The organism is Pseudomonas sp. 22085, from assembly GCF_052045815.1.
In the GTDB taxonomy this organism is placed as follows: Bacteria; Pseudomonadota; Gammaproteobacteria; order Pseudomonadales; family Pseudomonadaceae; genus Aquipseudomonas; species Aquipseudomonas glycinae.
This window is the reverse complement of record NZ_JBQEQA010000022.1, coordinates 1-16,266: the sequence shown is the minus strand read 5'-3', so window position 1 is coordinate 16,266 and position 16,266 is coordinate 1. Positions and strand designations below refer to the sequence as shown.

The window sequence follows — 16,266 nt, the reverse complement described above, 5'->3', positions numbered from 1 at the left end:
CAGAGGGAATAATCCTACGAGGCGTGCGTCTCATAGCACCTTTCCCTATGGCCGATGGCCCTGGAGTCTTTCATGGTTGATCGCAGTTCATCGCCCGGCGGGCCACAACGCCCGCCACTGAGTGCCCCGAGCCTGGTATTGCGACTTGGCGGAATCGCCGTGGTGGTCGCCGGCCTGGCCGGGGCATTTGCCTACGTTCATGGTTCATTTGACCCACAACGCCTGACGCCAAAAGCGTTGGTCGATGTGCTGGAGAAGAATAACGGCGTGCATCCCGGCTTTCGCCGCAATCACGCCAAAGGTGTGTGCGTGATCGGACATTTCGAGAGCAGCGGCGAGGCTCGTCCGTATTCTGTCGCGCAAGTGTTCAATGAGCCGCGCACCCCGGTGGTCGGGCGCTTTGCGTTGCCGGCCGGCAGTCCGTATGCGCCGGACAGCGCCGTACCGATCCGCAGTCTGGCGCTGCGTTTCACTCAGGCCAACGGCCAGCAGTGGCGCACCGGGATGAACAGCATGCCGGTGTTCCCGGTCGGCACGCCCGAGGCGTTCTATCAGTTGCAGCAGGCGCAATCGCCGGATCCCGCCACCGGTAAACCGGACCCGACCAAGGTGCCGGCATTTTTTGCCTCACACCCGGAAGCCGTGCCGTTTCTGACCTGGATAAAAACCGCCAAGCCCTCGGCCAGTTACGCGACCGAAACCTACAACAGCGTCAACGCGTTCTATCTGGTGGATGCCAGCGGCAAGAAGCAAGCGGTACGCTGGAGCATGACGCCTCTGGCCCAGGACGCTGCCGGTGCGACCGCGCCTGAAGGTAGCGACTTCCTTGAAAAAGACCTGGTGCAGCGCCTGGCTGAAGGGCCGCTGCGCTTTCAGTTGAACATCACCTTGGCCAACGCCGACGATCCGGTGAACGATGCGAGCAAGACCTGGCCCGCCGGCCGCAAGGTGTTGAACGCCGGCACCCTGGTACTGGAAAAGACCCAGCCCCAGCTCAGCGGCGAATGCCGTGACATCAACTACGATCCGCTGGTGCTGCCGGCCGGTATTCAGGGTTCCGACGATCCGTTGCTGGCCGCACGCTCGGCCGGTTATGCCGATTCCTACCTGCGTCGCACCAGCGAAGTCAGCCAACTGCCAACCGGCAAAAAGGAGGCTCGCCCATGAGCACGCAACCGACTCATTTCAATCCGCTGGCGCGGTTGCTGCACTGGTTGATGGCGTTGATGATCATCGCAATGTTGTTCATCGGCGCCGGTATGGTGACCTCGGTGTCGGCGCGGCATGAATGGCTGATCAATCTGCACAAACCGCTGGGCATCGCGATTCTGTTGCTGGTGATCGTGCGCATTCTGGTGCGGCTGGGCACCCGTCAGCCGCCGCTGCCGGCGGATCTGCCGGGCTGGCAGGTGATGGCGGCCAAGGCCTCTCATCTGTTGTTGTATGCGCTGATGCTGGTGTTGCCGTTGCTGGGCTGGGCGATGATCAGCGCGGCGGGGGATCCGGTGATGCTCGGCACATCCCTGCAATTGCCGTCGATCGTGCCGGCGGATGCGCAGGTGTTTGCGTTGCTGCGCAAGGCTCACGGATATCTGGCGTATCTGTTGTTCCTGACCGTGCTGCTGCACCTGGCGGCGGCGCTGTTCCATGGCTGGGTGCGCCGCGACGAGGTGCTCGACAGCATGCTGCGGGGACGCAATCGCGGTTGATGGTGCCTCAATCCGACGTGGCGAGGGCGCAGGCAGCCTCGCCACGTTTCCGTGTGGCCAGCGTTCGCCACCAGTACAGCAACGCGACCATATTGATTGCGGCTCCCAACCCGCAGACGCCCGGCCATCCTGCCCAGGCGTACATGGCCGTCGAGGCGATTGAGCCCAAGGCGCTGCCCATTGAATAAAACAGCATGTAGCCGGCGGTCAGTCGGCTCTGCGCCTGCGGGCGGACGTTGTAGATCATGCTCTGACTGGTGACGTGCACGGCCTGCAAGCCCAAGTCCAGGGTGATGACGCCAAGCAGCAACGCCCACAACGAAGACTGGGTCAGTGCGATCGGCAACCACGAACCGAGCATCAGCAGCAGCGACAGACCGCTTACCCATTGCCCCAACCCTCGATCCGCCAGGTGTCCGGCTCTGGCGGCGGCGAGTGCACCCGCCGCGCCGGCGAGTCCGAACAATCCGATTTCACTCTGGGAAAGCGACAGCGGCGGGGCGGCCAGCGGCAACACCATCGGCGTCCACAGCACCATGGCGCTGGCGAAAGTCAGCAGCGCGAGGATCGCACGTTGGCGCAGCACCGGTTCTTCACGAAACAGGCTGAATACTGAGGCGATCAATGCCACGTAATGCGTGGATGGCCGTGCTTCTTCATCTTTGGGCAACACCCGAAACAGCAGCGTGGCCATCACCAGCGTCAATCCCGCCGACAGCAGATAGATCGAGCGCCAGCCGGCCAGATCAGCCATGCCGCCCGCCACCGTGCGCGCAAGCAGGATGCCGACGACGATGCCGCTGGTGATCACGCCCACAACCTTTCCGCGTTGCGCCGGGACGGCCAGAGTCGCGGCGTAGGCGACCAGCACCTGAGTCACCACGGCAAGCAAACCGGTCAGGGTGACGCCGATCAGTAGCCAGACGCTGTTCGATGCCAAGGCGATCATCAGCAAGGCAGCGGCGGACAACAGCGTTTGCGTGACGATCAGCCGCCGGCGGTTGAGCAGGTCGCCAAGGGGCACGAGCAACAACAGCCCAAGGCCGTAACCGACCTGAGTCAACGTCATGACGATGCCGATGCTGCCCGGCGACAGACCGAAGGCGTCGGCCATCGCATCCAGCAGCGGCTGGGCGTAATACACGTTGCCCACCGCAAGGCCGCAGGCGATGGCGAACAGCAGCACGACACCTTTATCGAATGTTGCAGTTTTCATGTCCCGGATCCTTTCAGGTTTCAATTTAAAACTTGATTGACGGTAAGTAATCCGGTTTTGATTTGCAACCTGATTGGGTAAATGTCGGCGCAAAAAAAAAGATCGCAGACAGGCTGCGATCTTTCGTGAAGCGAAACTCAGGGGCGATCAACGCAGGGTGTCGACCATGTCCGCGATGGTGGTCAGCACGTCCTTGCCCAGTTGTTTCGAGCGCTTGCCCGACCAGCCGGTGAGCGGGTTCGGCGCGTCATCGTGATCCTTGAACGGCATTTCCAGGGTCAGCGACAGGCAGTCGAACTTCTGGCCAACGCTGTTGCAGGCCAAGGTCATGTTGGCCTGACCCGGTTCGTCGCGGGTGTAGCCGTACTTGGTCTGGAAGTCTTTGGTGGTGTGTTTCAGGTGGCTGCGGAAGTGCTCTTCGAGCTTCTCGATTCGCGGGGTGTAACCCGGATTGCCTTCGCAGCCGGCGGTGAACACGTGGGGAATTTCTTCGTCGCCGTGTACGTCGAGGAACAGATCGACGCCGTACTTTTCCATCTGCTGCTGTACGAAAAGCACTTCGGGGCTGACTTCCTGACTGGCGTTCTGCCAGGCGCGGTTCAGATCCTGACCCATGGCGTTGGTGCGCAAGTGTCCGTGGAAGGCGCCGTCCGGATTCATGTTCGGCACGAGGTACAGATCAGCGCTGGCCAGCAGTTTGTTCAATACCGGATCGTCATGATGTTCCAGGCGTTCGATCACGCCTTCCATGAACCACTCGGCCATGTGCTCGCCGGGATGCTGCTGGGCGATGATCCAGATCTTGCGGCGACCTTCGGCGCCAGTGCCTTTGCGTAGCAGCTGGATGTCGCGGCCTTCGACGCTTTTGCCGGTGGCCAGCAGTTCGGTGCCGGCCTTGGTCAGCGCTTGCTCGATCAGCCAGTCGTGACGGCCGCGGCTGTAAGGTTCGAAGTAGGCGAACCAGGCGTGGGTCTGCTCGGCTTCAAGGCAGAAGCGCAGGCTGTCGCCTTCGAATTGGGTCGGAATGCGGAACCAGTTGACGTGGTCGTAGGAAGCGACTGCCTGATAGCCGGTCCAGGCCTTGTTGTACGAGGACTGACTGGCGTTGACCAGACGAAACCAGTGTTCCTGATGAACGTGCAGGCCGCTGGCCTTGAAGTGGAACCACTGGAAATGGCCGCTGCGGGTATCTGGCCGAATTGCCAGAACCGGGTTGAGCGGGTTGCTGATGTCGATGACTTGGATGTTGCCGCTGTCGAAGTTGGCGCTGATGTCGAACGAAGATTTGGCCACGGTCATAATCGGTTCCTGAATATGATTTTTATGGCGGCTACTTTACACGCAAGACAGGGGTGAAACCGAGGGAAATTGCGGGTTGCGGCGGGGGGCGTCTTCCATGACGCGCTGGCAGCTTAGTGGCTGTGCGATTGATTCTCAAGTGCTGATTGGCATTACTTTGTCCCAATGTGGTCGGGGTCGGCTTGCCAAGCGATGTTCTTTTGATATCATCCGCGCCGACGAATTTGCAGCACCCAAAGACTTCATTAGCCTGAAGCCACAAGCCAGAAAACTGGCAAAAAAAAGACCCGGCAAAAAAGCCGGGTCAAAAACCGTGATTAGCCTGATGAGGAGATAGTCCAGAAGACCGACCTAAGGTCTCTGGTCTATCGACTGATCTCGCGACCAGTTGCTTGCAATAATAATCATTATCATTTGCAAGTCAAATGTTTTTATCTGCGCGATAGGAAAGTTCTTTCCTGTCCGTCCGAACTCCCGTCTTCAGCGCACTGCGCCATCAAGCGAGTGATCAACCATCGCCCGCGCCATGTCCACCATGTGCACGACCGAAAACGCCAGATCCCGATTGACGCCCTGCAAGCTGTCCGCAGCCTTGAACGCCGTCGCTGCTGCACAACGGAGCAGGTCGGAGGCGTGGACCAGGGATTCTTCGCCACTCAGGTTGCTGTTCACGCCGAAAAAGCGCTCATCCACTTCCGGTTCTGACACAGCTGGTTTCAAGTAATAGTCCAACGCCCGTTGCGCAGCGGCGCACCCTTGCGGAGACGTAAAGGTGGTGTCCATTTGCAGGTCGGGCAAGTCTTTGCTGGGGATATTCATGGTGAAAGGTCACTCCTTGGTCGATTCAAATCCGTGACCCAAGAATAGTACCAATAGTATTTGTGACCAGAATTTAAATACTACAATATGTGTTTTGTCGGCCGAAGGCGTCCACGTATGGTGCCGCACATGGATAAATGGATTGAGTTGGTCAAGGCCAAAATGAGTGAACTCAACGTCACTCAAGTCGAGCTCGGCGAGCGTGTCGGCATGTCTCAGGGTGGCATCGGCCATTGGCTGAACAAGCGTCGCGAGCCCGGAATCACGCAGATGAACCGCGTGCTGAAAGCGTTGGGTATGGAGTATCTCGAAGTCGCGGTGGTGATTCGTGAACCGCAGATCGATGCGGACGACGAAATGCCTCTGGCACAGAAGTACAACCCTTACTTTCGCTACCCGGTCAGCGAGTGGAATGCGCCGATCGAGGCCCGTGAAAGCCAGCCAGCGTATTCGAGTGCCAAGGACAAGCGACGTTTCGAGCTGACGGATTATCACGCCCGTGGCCCGGCGTTCTGGCTCACGGTGACGGGTAATGCGATGACCGCGCCGACCGGGCAGAGCATCGGCGAGGGGATGATGATCCTGGTGGATCCGGCGCTGGAAGCCGAGCCCGGAAAATTGGTGATCGCCCAGTGGCCGGACAGCGACGAGGCCATTTTCCGCAAACTGATCGAAGAGGGCGGCCAGCGTTACCTGGCGCCGCTCAATCCGACCTGGCCGAAAGCCTTGTTGACCGACGAGTGCCGAATTATCGGTGTCGTGGTTCAGGCAACCGCCAAATACTAGTCAGATCGATCCTCGCCAAGCGTAGGATCGATCCACCTTTCACGCTTCTTCCAGTTCGACCAGTGCGCTGCCTTCGCTGACCATTTCGCCTTCCTGGCAATACAGCGCCTTGATCACGCCAGCATGGGGCGCGCGGATGCTGTGTTCCATCTTCATCGCTTCCAGCACCACCAATTGAGTGCCGGCCTCAACCGATTGCCCGGCCTCCACCAACACTCGAACGATGCTGCCGTTCATTGGCGCTGTCAGACCACCCTGATGGCTATGACTGGCTTCGACAGCGCTGATCGGGTCGTACGTTTCAACGCGTCGCAGCTCGCCGTCCCATTGCAGAAACAGAACCTCTCCACGACGAATCGCACGCAGTTGTCGGCGCAGCCCATCGTGCTCGACCACCAGTTGTTCGCCGATCAGTTTTGCATTGCCGCCAGCGCCGAGCGTCAACGCCCGATCCTGCCCCTCGCAACTCAAGTGGAGTGCGATTTCACGTGGCAACCCCGCGCGCAAACCACTGTGTAGCGCCCAAGGCGAAGCGGGATCATCCGACCGAGCCGTCTCCGGCAGGCTCTGCGCAAAAGCCTGCGCCGCCGCATTCCAAAATTCATCGCTCAGCGCAGCAGGCGCTGGCAGCAACTGATCCTGATAACGCGGAATGAACCCGGTATCCAGTTCCGCCGCCGCAAACGCCGGATGCCCGATGATCCGCCGCAGGAAGTTGATGTTGGTCTTCAACCCGCCAATCGCAAACTCATCGAGCATGCTCAGCAGCCGCAAACGCGCCTGTTCACGATCCTCGCCCCAGGCAATCAGCTTGCCGAGCATCGGGTCATAGAACGGCGAAATCTCGTCGCCTTCCTCAACGCCACTGTCCACACGGCGCCCCGGACCTGCGGCGGATTCGCGATACAGATCCAGACGCCCGGTCGCCGGCAGGAAATCATTCGACGGATCTTCCGCATACAGCCGAACCTCAATCGCATGCCCGTTCAGCGGCAATTGATCCTGAGTGATCGGCAACGCTTCGCCACGGGCGACGCGAATCTGCCAGGCCACCAGATCGAGCCCGGTGATGGCTTCGGTGACCGGGTGTTCGACCTGTAGCCGCGTGTTCATTTCCATGAAGAAGAACTCGCCGCGAGCATCCAGCAGAAACTCCACCGTGCCGGCGCCGACGTAACCGATAGCCTGCGCCGAACGCACAGCCGCTTCACCCATCGCCCGACGCAGTTCCGGACTGAGGCCCGGTGCCGGCGCCTCTTCGACGACCTTCTGGTGCCGACGCTGAATCGAGCAGTCGCGCTCATTCAGGTACAGGCAATTGCCATGCTGATCGGCGAACACCTGGATTTCCACGTGACGCGGCTTGAGCAGGTATTTTTCCACCAGCATCCGCGAATCGCCGAACGAGGACTGCGCTTCACGCTGAGCCGAGGCCAGCGCTTCAGCCAATTGGCTGACGTCCTCGACAACTTTCATACCTTTACCGCCACCGCCGGCTGTGGCTTTGAGCAGCACCGGATAACCGATGCGTTCGCAAGCATCGCGGAAGGTATCAAGATCCTGAGCCTCGCCGTGATAACCCGGCACCAGCGGCACGCCGGCAGTTTCCATCAATGCCTTGGCGGCGGATTTGCTGCCCATCGCATCGATGGCCGAGGCGGGCGGGCCGAGGAAAATCAGGCCGGCGGCTTCGATGGCGCGGGCAAACCCGGCGTTCTCCGACAGAAAGCCATACCCCGGATGAATCGCCTGAGCGCCGCTGGCCTTGGCCGCCGCGATCAGTTTGTCGATTTGCAGATAGCTGTCGGCCGCTTTGCTGCCGCCCAGATCGACGCGGATATCCGCTTCACGACTGTGCCGCGCTTCGCGGTCGGTGGCGCTGTGTACGGCGACGGTGGTCATGCCCAGCGCCTTGGCGGTACGCATGACCCGGCAAGCGATTTCGCCACGGTTGGCCACCAGCAGGGTGGTGAGAACAGGTGCGCTCATCAACGCGGCTCCTTGGTGGTGGTTGCGGCTTGCCAGCTCGGCGCACGTTTCTGCAAAAAGGCCCGCAAGCCTTCCTGGCCTTCCGGGCTGACGCGGATGCGGGCGATGGCGTTTTCGGTGTAGCGACGCAGGGCCGGCGTCAGCGCGCCGTTGCCGACTTCACGCAGCAGATCCTTGCTGGCGCGCATCGCGGCGGGGCTGTTGAGCAGCAGGTTGTCGATCCATTGCTCGACTTTCTGTTCAAGCTCGGTCGCTGGATAGCTTTCCGACAACAAACCGATTTCCCGCGCCCGCTGCCCGCCGAAACGCTCGGCCGTCAACGCATAACGCCGCGCCGCCCGTTCGCCGATGGCTTGCACCACGAACGGGCTGATCACCGCCGGCGCCAGGCCAATGCGCACTTCCGACAGACAGAACTGCGCGTCATCGGCGCCAATCGCCATGTCGCAGCAACTGATAAGACCCAGCGCGCCGCCGAACGCCGCGCCTTGCACCACGGCCACGGTCGGGATTTTCAGTTTGGCGAGGTTGTACATCAGCTCCGCCAGTTCCCGGGCGTCGTCGAGGTTGGTGTGGTAATCGAGTTCGGCCGATTGCTGCATCCAGGCCAGATCGGCGCCGGCGCTGAAGTGTTTGCCGCGTCCGCGCACCAGCAGGAAACGCAGGCTGGCGTCGCTGGCGACCTTGTCCAAAGCCAGGATCAGTTCGCGGATCATCTCGGCGTTGAACGCGTTGTTCTTTTCTTCGCGGCTCAGCCACAGGGTCGCGAAACCCCGTGGATCGCTGTGCAATTCGAGGGTGTTGAAGTCGCTCATGAGGTTCTCCCGATCACATCCGGAACACGCCGAAGCGGCTCGGTTCGATAGGCGCGTTCAACGACGCGGACAAGGCCAGGGCCAGTACATCGCGGGTCTGCGCCGGGTCGATGACGCCGTCGTCCCACAGCCGTGCGCTGGAGTAGTAGGGGTGACCCTGCTCTTCGTACTGGTCGAGAATCGGTTGCTTGATCTCGCTTTCCTGCTCGGCGCTGAACGCCTGACCGCTGCGTTCGGCCTGCTCGCGCTTGACCTGAACCAGCACGCCGGCCGCCTGTTCGGCGCCCATCACGCCGATCCGCGCGTTCGGCCACATCCACAGGAAACGCGGATCGTAGGCCCGCCCGCACATGCCGTAGTTACCGGCACCGAAGCTGCCGCCGATGATCACGGTGAATTTCGGCACCTTGGCGCACGCCACGGCGGTCACCAGTTTGGCGCCGTGTTTGGCGATGCCGCCGGCCTCATATTTCTGGCCGACCATGAAGCCTGTGATGTTCTGCAGAAACAGCAGCGGAATCCCGCGTTGGCAGGCCAGTTCGATGAAGTGCGCGCCTTTCTGCGCGGCTTCGGCGAACAGGATGCCGTTGTTGGCGAGGATCGCGATCGGGTAGCCATGCAGATGAGCGAAACCGCACACCAGCGTGGTGCCGAACAAAGCTTTGAATTCATCGAACACCGAACCGTCGACCAGTCGCGCAATCACTTCGCGCACATCGAACGGCTGCTTGGCGTCCGCCGACACCACGCCGTACAACTCATCGCTGGCGTACAGCGGCGCAATCGGTGCGCGCTGCTGCACTTCGCCGAGCTTGCGCCAGTTGAGGTTGGCGACGCTGCGGCGGGCGAGGGCGAGGGCGTGCTCATCGCTTTCGGCGTAATGGTCGGCGACCCCGGAAGTCTTGCAGTGCACATCGGCCCCGCCGAGGTCTTCGGCGCTGACCACTTCACCGGTCGCGGCTTTCACCAGCGGCGGGCCGGCGAGGAAAATCGTCGCCTGATTGCGCACCATGATCGCTTCGTCGGCCATCGCCGGCACGTAGGCGCCGCCGGCGGTACAGGAACCCATGACCACGGCAATCTGCGGAATGCCCATGGCGCTCATGTTGGCCTGATTGAAGAAGATCCGCCCGAAGTGCTCGCGATCCGGGAATACTTCGTCCTGACGCGGCAGGTTGGCACCGCCCGAGTCCACCAGATAAATGCACGGCAAGCGGTTTTGCTGGGCGATGGTCTGGGCACGCAGGTGTTTCTTCACGGTCAGCGGGTAGTACGAGCCACCTTTCACCGTCGCGTCGTTGGCGACGATCATGCATTCGACGCCTTCCACGCGGCCGATCCCGGCAATCACGCCAGCGGCCGGCACGTCTTCGCCATACACGGCGTGAGCGGCCAACTGGCTGATTTCCAGAAACGGCGAGCCCGGATCGAGCAAGCGGTTGATCCGCTCACGGGGCAGCAGTTTGCCGCGTGAGGTGTGACGTTCCTGAGCTTTTGCGCCGCCGCCCTGGGCCACTTGGGCGAGCAGGGTGTGCAGGGCGTCGACCTGTTTGAGCATCGCCGCGCTGTTGGCGGCGAACTCCGCTGAACGAGGGTTGAGCTGGGTATGCAGGATAGCCATGGACAGCTCCGTTTAGCGGGTTTCGTTGAACAGTTCGCGGCCGATCAGCATGCGACGGATCTCACTGGTGCCAGCGCCGATTTCGTACAACTTGGCGTCACGCAACAGACGACCGGCCGGGAATTCGTTGATGTAACCGTTACCGCCGAGAATCTGGATCGCGTCCAGAGCCATTTGCGTGGCACGTTCGGCGGTGTAGAGGATCACGCCGGCGGCGTCCTTGCGGGTGGTTTCGTTGCGCTCGCAGGCCTGGGCCACAGCGTAGAGGTAGGCGCGGCTGGCATTGAGTTGGGTGTACATGTCGGCGACCTTGCCCTGGATCAGCTGGAATTCGCCGATGCTCTGGCCGAACTGCTTGCGGTCGTGGATGTACGGTACGATCAAGTCCATGCACGACTGCATGATCCCGGTCGGGCCACCGGACAGCACGACGCGCTCGTAATCGAGGCCGCTCATCAGCACTTTCACGCCGCCGTTGAGCACGCCGAGGATGTTTTCTTCCGGCACTTCGACGTCATCGAAGAACAGCTCGCAAGTGTTGGAGCCGCGCATGCCGAGCTTGTCGAACTTGTTGCTGCGGCTGAAGCCTTTCCAGTCGCGCTCGACGATGAATGCGGTGATGCCGTGCGGGCCCTTTTCCAGGTCGGTCTTGGCGTAGATCACGTAGGTGTTGGCGTCGGGGCCATTGGTGATCCAGGTCTTGCTGCCGTTGAGCACGAAACGGTCGCCGCGTTTATCGGCGCGCAGTTTCATCGAGACCACGTCGGAACCGGCGTTCGGCTCGCTCATGGCGAGGGCGCCGACGTGCTCGCCGCTGATCAGTTTTGGCAGGTATTTGGCTTTCTGTTCGTGGTTGCCATTGCGGTTGATCTGGTTCACGCAGAGGTTGGAGTGGGCGCCGTAGGACAACGCCACCGAGGCCGAGCCACGGCTGATTTCTTCCATCGCCACCACGTGCGCCAGGTAACCCAGACCAGCGCCGCCGTACTCTTCCGGTACGGTGATGCCGAGCAGGCCCATATCGCCAAACTTGCGCCACAGATCGGCCGGGAACAGGTTGTCGCTGTCGATCTGCGCGGCACGCGGGGCGATCTCCTTGGCAACGAAGGACTGAACCTGATCGCGCAGCATGTCGATGGTTTCGCCGAGGGCAAAGTTCAGGGATGGGTAGCTCATGGGTCACCTTTTGGCTTTTTGTAGGGTGGGGAGAAGGGCGTTCAGTTCTCACCTTTACGTTAACGTAAGCCTGTGACGAATGGCTGTCAATCACCCTTTACGTTAACGTCAACTTGAGCGAGAGTAGAGCCAGTTCTGAATGGTCGGAGCTGCCGTAGCTCCGGTCCAACACCCACTAATAAAGACAATAGGGGTCGTCATGGATCAACCCAGTGCAAACCCGCAGCGCAGCTACACCCGTGGTTCCCAGGACAAAGCCTTGCTGGCGATGACCATCGGGCAGAAGTTCGACGAGACCGTCGCGCAGTACCCGGACGGCGAGGCGCTGGTGGTGCGCCACCAGCAGCTGCGGTATACCTGGCGGCAACTGGCCGACGCGGTGAACGTGCATGCCAGAGCGCTGCTGGCGTTGGGTTTGCAGGCCGGTGATCGGCTCGGCATCTGGGCGCCGAATTGCGCGCAGTGGTGCATCACTCAGTTTGCCACCGCGAAGCTCGGCGTGGTCCTGGTCAACATCAATCCGGCCTACCGCAGCTCCGAACTGGAATACGTGCTCAAGCAGTCCGGTTGCCAATGGCTGGTCTGCGCCGGTGCCTTCAAATCTTCGAACTATCACGGCATGTTGCAAGGCTTGCTGCCGGAACTGGCCGAGCAATCCATCGGCGAACTGCGCAGCGAACGTCTGCCGGAGCTGCGCGGGTTGATCAGTCTTGATCCCCAGCCGCCTTCGGGTTTTCTCCCGTGGTCGCAACTGGCAGATCTGGCCGCCAGTGTCTCTCCAGAACAATTGCGTGAACGCAGCGACAGCCTGCACTTCGATCAACCGGTCAACATCCAGTACACCTCCGGCACCACCGGTTTCCCCAAGGGCGCGACCCTCAGTCACTACAACATCCTCAACAACGGTTACATGGTCGGCGAAAGCCTCGGCCTGACCGCCGCTGATCGCCTGGTGATCCCGGTGCCGTTGTATCACTGCTTCGGCATGGTCATGGGCAACCTCGGCTGTATTACCCACGGCAGCACGATGATTTATCCCAACGATGCCTTCGATCCGCTGCTGACCCTGAGCACCGTCGCCGAAGAAAAGGCCACCGCGCTGTACGGCGTGCCGACCATGTTCATCGCTATGCTCGATCAGCCACAACGCGCCGAATTCGACCTGTCGACCCTGCGCACCGGGATCATGGCCGGCGCCACCTGCCCAATCGAAGTGATGCGTCGCGTCATCAACGAAATGCACATGAGCGAAGTGCAGATCGCCTACGGCATGACCGAAACCAGCCCCGTGTCCCTGCAGACCGGGCCATCCGACGAACTGGAACTGCGCGTCACCACCGTCGGCCGCACCCAGCCACAACTCGAAAGCAAAATCATCGACGAGGCTGGCAATCCAGTGCCGCGCGGCACCATCGGCGAGCTGTGCACCCGTGGCTACAGCGTGATGCTCGGCTACTGGAACAACCCGAATGCCACCGCCGAAGCCATCGACGCGGCAGGCTGGATGCACACCGGCGACCTGGCGAGCATGAACGACGAGGGTTACGTGTGCATCGCCGGGCGTAACAAGGACATGATCATCCGTGGCGGCGAAAACATTTACCCGCGTGAACTGGAAGAGTTCTTCTTCACCCATCCAGCGGTGGCGGACGTGCAGGTGATCGGCATTCCTTGCTCGCGCTACGGCGAGGAAATCGTCGCCTGGATCAAATTCCATCCCGGCCACAGCGCGACCGAACAAGAGCTGCAAGCGTGGTGCAAGGAGCGCATCGCTCACTTCAAGACGCCGCGGTACTTCAAGTTCGTCGAGGAATTTCCGATGACTGTGACGGGCAAGATCCAGAAATTCCGGATGCGTGAGATCAGTATCGAGGAGTTACGTAGCAACGAGGGCTGACGATTAGAGCTTTCGAAGCCAGGCCGCGGATCCTGGCTTCGAAAGCGGCGCTTATTGCTTTACTTCTACATTTTCCAACGCCTGATTAACCGCCAACTCGCCCAACATCACCACTTGCGCAATGCCCAAAAGGGTCTTGCGGTTCGGCCCTTCCAGCAGGCCGGCAAAGTCACCGAGCATGACCGTGGCTGAAGCCAGGGATTCGCAGGCGTTGGCCAGCAATGACTCCGTGTCGGTTTGCGGGTTGACCCTGAACATGTCGTTTGGGGTGTAGGGCGTGGCCATGATCTTGGCTGCGGGGGGCAAGTAATAGTCGAGGGCGCGTTCGGCCGCGTCGTGGAGTTTTCTTGAATCGGGAAATTCGTAGGGGGACACCGGATCTTCTAACGGTGGAATGACGGTCTTGGACATCAGCTGGAACTCCAGAAAGAGTCGCTTGAGGGTTTTTATAGACGGCTGCCAGGCGGTGAGGGGACAAACCCCTCACCGAGGCGGCAACTACCGCGAGACGTGATGGTTATCCAGCACACGATTGACCAGCAGCTCACTCAGCATGATGACCTGCTGCAGAATCTGCATCGCCTTGCGCTGCGACGGATCGACGGTGTCGCCGAGGTCCCGAGCCATGTCACTGGCCGACGACAGCGTTTCGCACGCTTCGACCAGCAGCGTTTCGTCATCCATTGTTGGATTGACCAGATAGATCTTTCCGGGCTTGCGCGATGGCTTGGACGTCTTCTGCGCCCCAGGATCGAGGTAATGATTGATCGCCCGCTCGGTTGCCGTTTTTATGTTTTCGGCTTCCAGTGCGGCGTCGTAGGGGATTGAATCGGTATCTGGTGGGTTTGGTGTGGCTTTGAACATACGTGTAACTCCTATCGCAGATGTCAAGGAGCCATCACCCACGCTACCAAACGATGGGTGGCGGCCATACGCGGGTTGGTAGACCGGCTGCAATAGGAACCCGGCGCTCACGAATGAGCCCCACGCATGACCACCATAAAACAGAGCCCCCAAAAGGGCCTGCATACGGTGTTGCCATACAGCTATTACAGACGGGCTACCAAACCCGATCACTGTTTTTCAGTGACAGGGAAACGATATAGCCCACCCCATAGCCGCGTAAGCCGGCGGATTCTGGCGTACGCGTAGGCAACGACGCAAGGTGTTGTAGCCCTTATGGCGTAACGGTTCGTGTAATTTAAACGCGCATGCGGCGTCGTGTTTACACACAGCGAAAGCCGTGAACCCACCGTGTTTTTGTTGGGATTACTTGTATGTGGGGCTGGATGTTGAGGCACGGCATCAATTGCCTTATTGAGATCATGCCGAGTAAGCGCTTGCAGGAAGATCGAGATGGGGGAGGAGTTCCGTTGCGGACAATTTCAGAACGCCAGACAGCACAAAGGGGAGCCGAAGCTCCCCTTTAATTTTGTCGTCGCGTGCTCTTTTTTATTATTGAGGGGCGGTCTGTTGTTGTTTTTGGCAACCGTGGCCCTTTACCGCTGTTTTTGGCGACCCCCATCCGGGGTCAAGAGCAAACGTATTTTTTTGAGCGCTGATCTGCTTTCTCGTCTAACGATCCAACCGATTCGGGAGCTACCTGAAGGTAGTTTTATTGTTCTCTGCCCGGTTGCGGGTCATTCCGAGGAATACCCTGAAAAGCACACCTTCTCCAAAAAAATCTGTTAGCTGCGTCTCTGCCGTGTTGTTTTTGTTATGTCAGAGTCGGTACGTCTTATTTTTATTGGTTTGCTGCTTTTTATTCTTGTTATGCCATAGAGATAGCAGAAGCCGTGCCAACTTTTGGAAACCCTTGTAAATCAATGGTTTGAGTTTTTTGAAGGATTTTTCCTTCGGGCAAAACCAGACAATCTGTTTCCGTGTTACTCGCTTGTGCCCACGTTTCACGCTCGGCGGTAACACCATCCCCTCACTGTGCGCTGCGAGCCTTGGCCACGCGCGAACCGGTCGGGCGGCCCAGCACGGCGCTGATCTGTTGGCCGGCGGCAATCAAGGCGTCGAGGTCGATACCGGTCTCGATGCCTAGGCCGTTGAGCAGGTACACCACGTCTTCGGTGGCGACGTTACCGCTGGCGCCCTTGGCGTACGGGCAGCCGCCGAGGCCGGCGATCGAGCTGTCGAACACCGCGATGCCTTCCAGCAGGCTGGCGTAGATGTTGGCCATGGCCTGGCCGTAGGTGTCGTGGAAGTGGCCGGCGAGTTTTTCGCGTGGCACCTGATTCGAAACCACTTCGAACAGCCGGCGGGTCGCGCCCGCGGTGCCGGTACCGATGGTGTCACCCAGCGATACTTCGTAGCAGCCCATCGCGTACAGCTCGCGGGCGACCATGGCCACTTGTTCCGGGGCGACCTCGCCTTCATAAGGGCAGCCGAGCACGCAGGACACGTAACCGCGCACGGTAACGCCGTGCTGTTTCGCCGATTCCATGATCGGCGCGAACCGCGCCAGGCTTTCGCTGATCGAGCAATTGATGTTGCGCTGCGAAAAGGCTTCGGACGCGGCGGCAAACACGGCGACTTCCTTGACCCCGGCGGCCAGCGCATCCTCAAAACCGCGCAGGTTCGGCGCCAGCGCGCCATAGGTCACGCCGGGCTTGCGCTGGATCTGCGCGAATACATCAGCGGAACCGGCCATCTGCGGTACCCACTTGGGCGAAACGAAACTGCCGACTTCTATATAGCCGAGACCGGCGGCGCTCAGCGCGTCGACCAGTTGCACCTTGTCGGCGACGCTGATGGGCTGGGCTTCGTTCTGCAGGCCGTCACGCGGGCCGACTTCGATCAGGCGTACTTGGGAGGGGAGGGACATGGTGTTGACCTGCTCTTTGAATTCCTGCGGAACCCCTTGTGGGAGCGGGCTTGCTCGCGAAGGCGGAGTGTCAGTCGACAAATCTGATTCTGAAACACCGCATTCG

General features: G+C 60.3%; 15 protein-coding genes. 5 read left to right on the top strand and 10 right to left on the bottom strand.

Annotation, left to right across the window (positions count from 1 at the left end; genetic code table 11):
- Window positions 1-72: 72 nt before the first annotated feature.
- Together ACTJK7_RS23625 and ACTJK7_RS23620 are read left to right on the top strand one after the other, a co-directional pair.
- Window positions 73-1,167 (top strand): catalase family peroxidase, encoded by a 1,095-nt coding sequence (locus tag ACTJK7_RS23625; RefSeq protein ID WP_108562743.1) that lies wholly within the window; start codon window positions 73-75, stop codon window positions 1,165-1,167.
- Entirely contained in the window at window positions 1,164-1,709 is a 546-nt protein-coding gene (locus tag ACTJK7_RS23620; RefSeq protein ID WP_108562741.1) for a cytochrome b, read from the top strand. The genes ACTJK7_RS23625 and ACTJK7_RS23620 overlap by 4 nt, the downstream gene beginning before the upstream one ends.
- Window positions 1,710-1,716: 7 nt before the next feature.
- Here the strand turns inward: ACTJK7_RS23620 and ACTJK7_RS23615 are convergent, their stop codons facing one another.
- The gene (locus ACTJK7_RS23615; protein WP_108562739.1) at window positions 1,717-2,925 is read right to left on the bottom strand and encodes an MFS transporter; all 1,209 of its coding nucleotides are present in this window, start codon (window positions 2,923-2,925) and stop codon (window positions 1,717-1,719) included.
- 147 nt (window positions 2,926-3,072) lie between these two features.
- On the bottom strand, window positions 3,073-4,224 hold the full coding sequence (locus ACTJK7_RS23610) for a M14 family metallopeptidase (RefSeq protein WP_064380763.1): 1,152 nt from the start codon (window positions 4,222-4,224) through the stop codon (window positions 3,073-3,075).
- 97 nt (window positions 4,225-4,321) lie between these two features.
- Here ACTJK7_RS23610 and ACTJK7_RS23605 point away from each other — a divergent pair, with 97 nt between their 5' ends.
- Window positions 4,322-4,561, top strand: a complete 240-nt coding sequence (locus ACTJK7_RS23605) for a hypothetical protein (RefSeq protein WP_223290654.1) — start codon at window positions 4,322-4,324, stop codon at window positions 4,559-4,561.
- A 143-nt stretch (window positions 4,562-4,704) separates the two neighbouring features.
- Here the strand turns inward: ACTJK7_RS23605 and ACTJK7_RS23600 are convergent, their stop codons facing one another.
- The gene (locus ACTJK7_RS23600) at window positions 4,705-5,043 is read right to left on the bottom strand and encodes a DUF6124 family protein (protein ID WP_011335006.1); all 339 of its coding nucleotides are present in this window, start codon (window positions 5,041-5,043) and stop codon (window positions 4,705-4,707) included.
- 129 nt (window positions 5,044-5,172) lie between these two features.
- Here ACTJK7_RS23600 and ACTJK7_RS23595 point away from each other — a divergent pair, with 129 nt between their 5' ends.
- Entirely contained in the window at window positions 5,173-5,829 is a 657-nt protein-coding gene (locus tag ACTJK7_RS23595) for a LexA family protein (RefSeq protein ID WP_064384077.1), read from the top strand.
- Window positions 5,830-5,868: 39 nt separating this feature from the next.
- On the opposite strand, the gene ACTJK7_RS23590 is transcribed toward ACTJK7_RS23595, so the two are convergent.
- From ACTJK7_RS23590 to ACTJK7_RS23575, 4 genes are read right to left on the bottom strand one after another with little or no spacing between them, the layout of a single operon-like run.
- Window positions 5,869-7,818 carry an acetyl/propionyl/methylcrotonyl-CoA carboxylase subunit alpha gene (locus tag ACTJK7_RS23590; RefSeq protein WP_108562737.1) on the bottom strand — a complete coding sequence of 650 codons (1,950 nt, stop codon included), beginning with the start codon at window positions 7,816-7,818 and terminating at the stop codon, window positions 5,869-5,871.
- Window positions 7,818-8,633, bottom strand: coding sequence for a gamma-carboxygeranoyl-CoA hydratase (locus tag ACTJK7_RS23585; protein ID WP_039767512.1), 816 nt, complete (start codon window positions 8,631-8,633; stop codon window positions 7,818-7,820). Before ACTJK7_RS23585 ends, ACTJK7_RS23590 begins: the two co-directional genes overlap by 1 nt.
- Before the next feature lie 13 nt (window positions 8,634-8,646).
- The gene (locus ACTJK7_RS23580; RefSeq protein WP_064597790.1) at window positions 8,647-10,254 is read right to left on the bottom strand and encodes a carboxyl transferase domain-containing protein; all 1,608 of its coding nucleotides are present in this window, start codon (window positions 10,252-10,254) and stop codon (window positions 8,647-8,649) included.
- Window positions 10,255-10,266: 12 nt separating this feature from the next.
- On the bottom strand, window positions 10,267-11,430 hold the full coding sequence (locus ACTJK7_RS23575) for an isovaleryl-CoA dehydrogenase (protein ID WP_039767508.1): 1,164 nt from the start codon (window positions 11,428-11,430) through the stop codon (window positions 10,267-10,269).
- 199 nt (window positions 11,431-11,629) lie between these two features.
- Between ACTJK7_RS23575 and ACTJK7_RS23570 the strand changes: the two genes are divergently transcribed.
- Window positions 11,630-13,327 (top strand): AMP-binding protein, encoded by a 1,698-nt coding sequence (locus ACTJK7_RS23570; RefSeq protein ID WP_108562735.1) that lies wholly within the window; start codon window positions 11,630-11,632, stop codon window positions 13,325-13,327.
- Between the two features lie 51 nt (window positions 13,328-13,378).
- On the opposite strand, the gene ACTJK7_RS23565 is transcribed toward ACTJK7_RS23570, so the two are convergent.
- The 3 genes from ACTJK7_RS23565 to ACTJK7_RS23555 all read right to left on the bottom strand — a co-directional run bounded on the left by ACTJK7_RS23565 (window position 13,379) and on the right by ACTJK7_RS23555 (window position 16,160).
- On the bottom strand, window positions 13,379-13,738 hold the full coding sequence (locus ACTJK7_RS23565) for a DUF6124 family protein (protein WP_064380755.1): 360 nt from the start codon (window positions 13,736-13,738) through the stop codon (window positions 13,379-13,381).
- Between the two features lie 87 nt (window positions 13,739-13,825).
- Window positions 13,826-14,191, bottom strand: coding sequence for a DUF6124 family protein (locus ACTJK7_RS23560; protein ID WP_064380754.1), 366 nt, complete (start codon window positions 14,189-14,191; stop codon window positions 13,826-13,828).
- Window positions 14,192-15,260: 1,069 nt separating this feature from the next.
- Window positions 15,261-16,160: a hydroxymethylglutaryl-CoA lyase gene (locus ACTJK7_RS23555; protein ID WP_064380750.1), complete on the bottom strand. Its 900-nt coding sequence runs from the start codon at window positions 16,158-16,160 to the stop codon at window positions 15,261-15,263.
- Window positions 16,161-16,266 lie beyond the last annotated feature (106 nt).

Coding starts and splice junctions, on each gene's coding strand:
- ACTJK7_RS23625 (WP_108562743.1), top strand. CDS start 73: ATGGTTGATCGCAGTTCATCGCCCGGCGGGCCACAACGCCCGCCACTG.
- ACTJK7_RS23620 (WP_108562741.1), top strand. CDS start 1,164: ATGAGCACGCAACCGACTCATTTCAATCCGCTGGCGCGGTTGCTGCAC.
- ACTJK7_RS23615 (WP_108562739.1), bottom strand. CDS start 2,925: ATGAAAACTGCAACATTCGATAAAGGTGTCGTGCTGCTGTTCGCCATC.
- ACTJK7_RS23610 (WP_064380763.1), bottom strand. CDS start 4,224: ATGACCGTGGCCAAATCTTCGTTCGACATCAGCGCCAACTTCGACAGC.
- ACTJK7_RS23605 (WP_223290654.1), top strand. CDS start 4,322: ATGACGCGCTGGCAGCTTAGTGGCTGTGCGATTGATTCTCAAGTGCTG.
- ACTJK7_RS23600 (WP_011335006.1), bottom strand. CDS start 5,043: ATGAATATCCCCAGCAAAGACTTGCCCGACCTGCAAATGGACACCACC.
- ACTJK7_RS23595 (WP_064384077.1), top strand. CDS start 5,173: ATGGATAAATGGATTGAGTTGGTCAAGGCCAAAATGAGTGAACTCAAC.
- ACTJK7_RS23590 (WP_108562737.1), bottom strand. CDS start 7,818: ATGAGCGCACCTGTTCTCACCACCCTGCTGGTGGCCAACCGTGGCGAA.
- ACTJK7_RS23585 (WP_039767512.1), bottom strand. CDS start 8,633: ATGAGCGACTTCAACACCCTCGAATTGCACAGCGATCCACGGGGTTTC.
- ACTJK7_RS23580 (WP_064597790.1), bottom strand. CDS start 10,254: ATGGCTATCCTGCATACCCAGCTCAACCCTCGTTCAGCGGAGTTCGCC.
- ACTJK7_RS23575 (WP_039767508.1), bottom strand. CDS start 11,430: ATGAGCTACCCATCCCTGAACTTTGCCCTCGGCGAAACCATCGACATG.
- ACTJK7_RS23570 (WP_108562735.1), top strand. CDS start 11,630: ATGGATCAACCCAGTGCAAACCCGCAGCGCAGCTACACCCGTGGTTCC.
- ACTJK7_RS23565 (WP_064380755.1), bottom strand. CDS start 13,738: ATGTCCAAGACCGTCATTCCACCGTTAGAAGATCCGGTGTCCCCCTAC.
- ACTJK7_RS23560 (WP_064380754.1), bottom strand. CDS start 14,191: ATGTTCAAAGCCACACCAAACCCACCAGATACCGATTCAATCCCCTAC.
- ACTJK7_RS23555 (WP_064380750.1), bottom strand. CDS start 16,160: ATGTCCCTCCCCTCCCAAGTACGCCTGATCGAAGTCGGCCCGCGTGAC.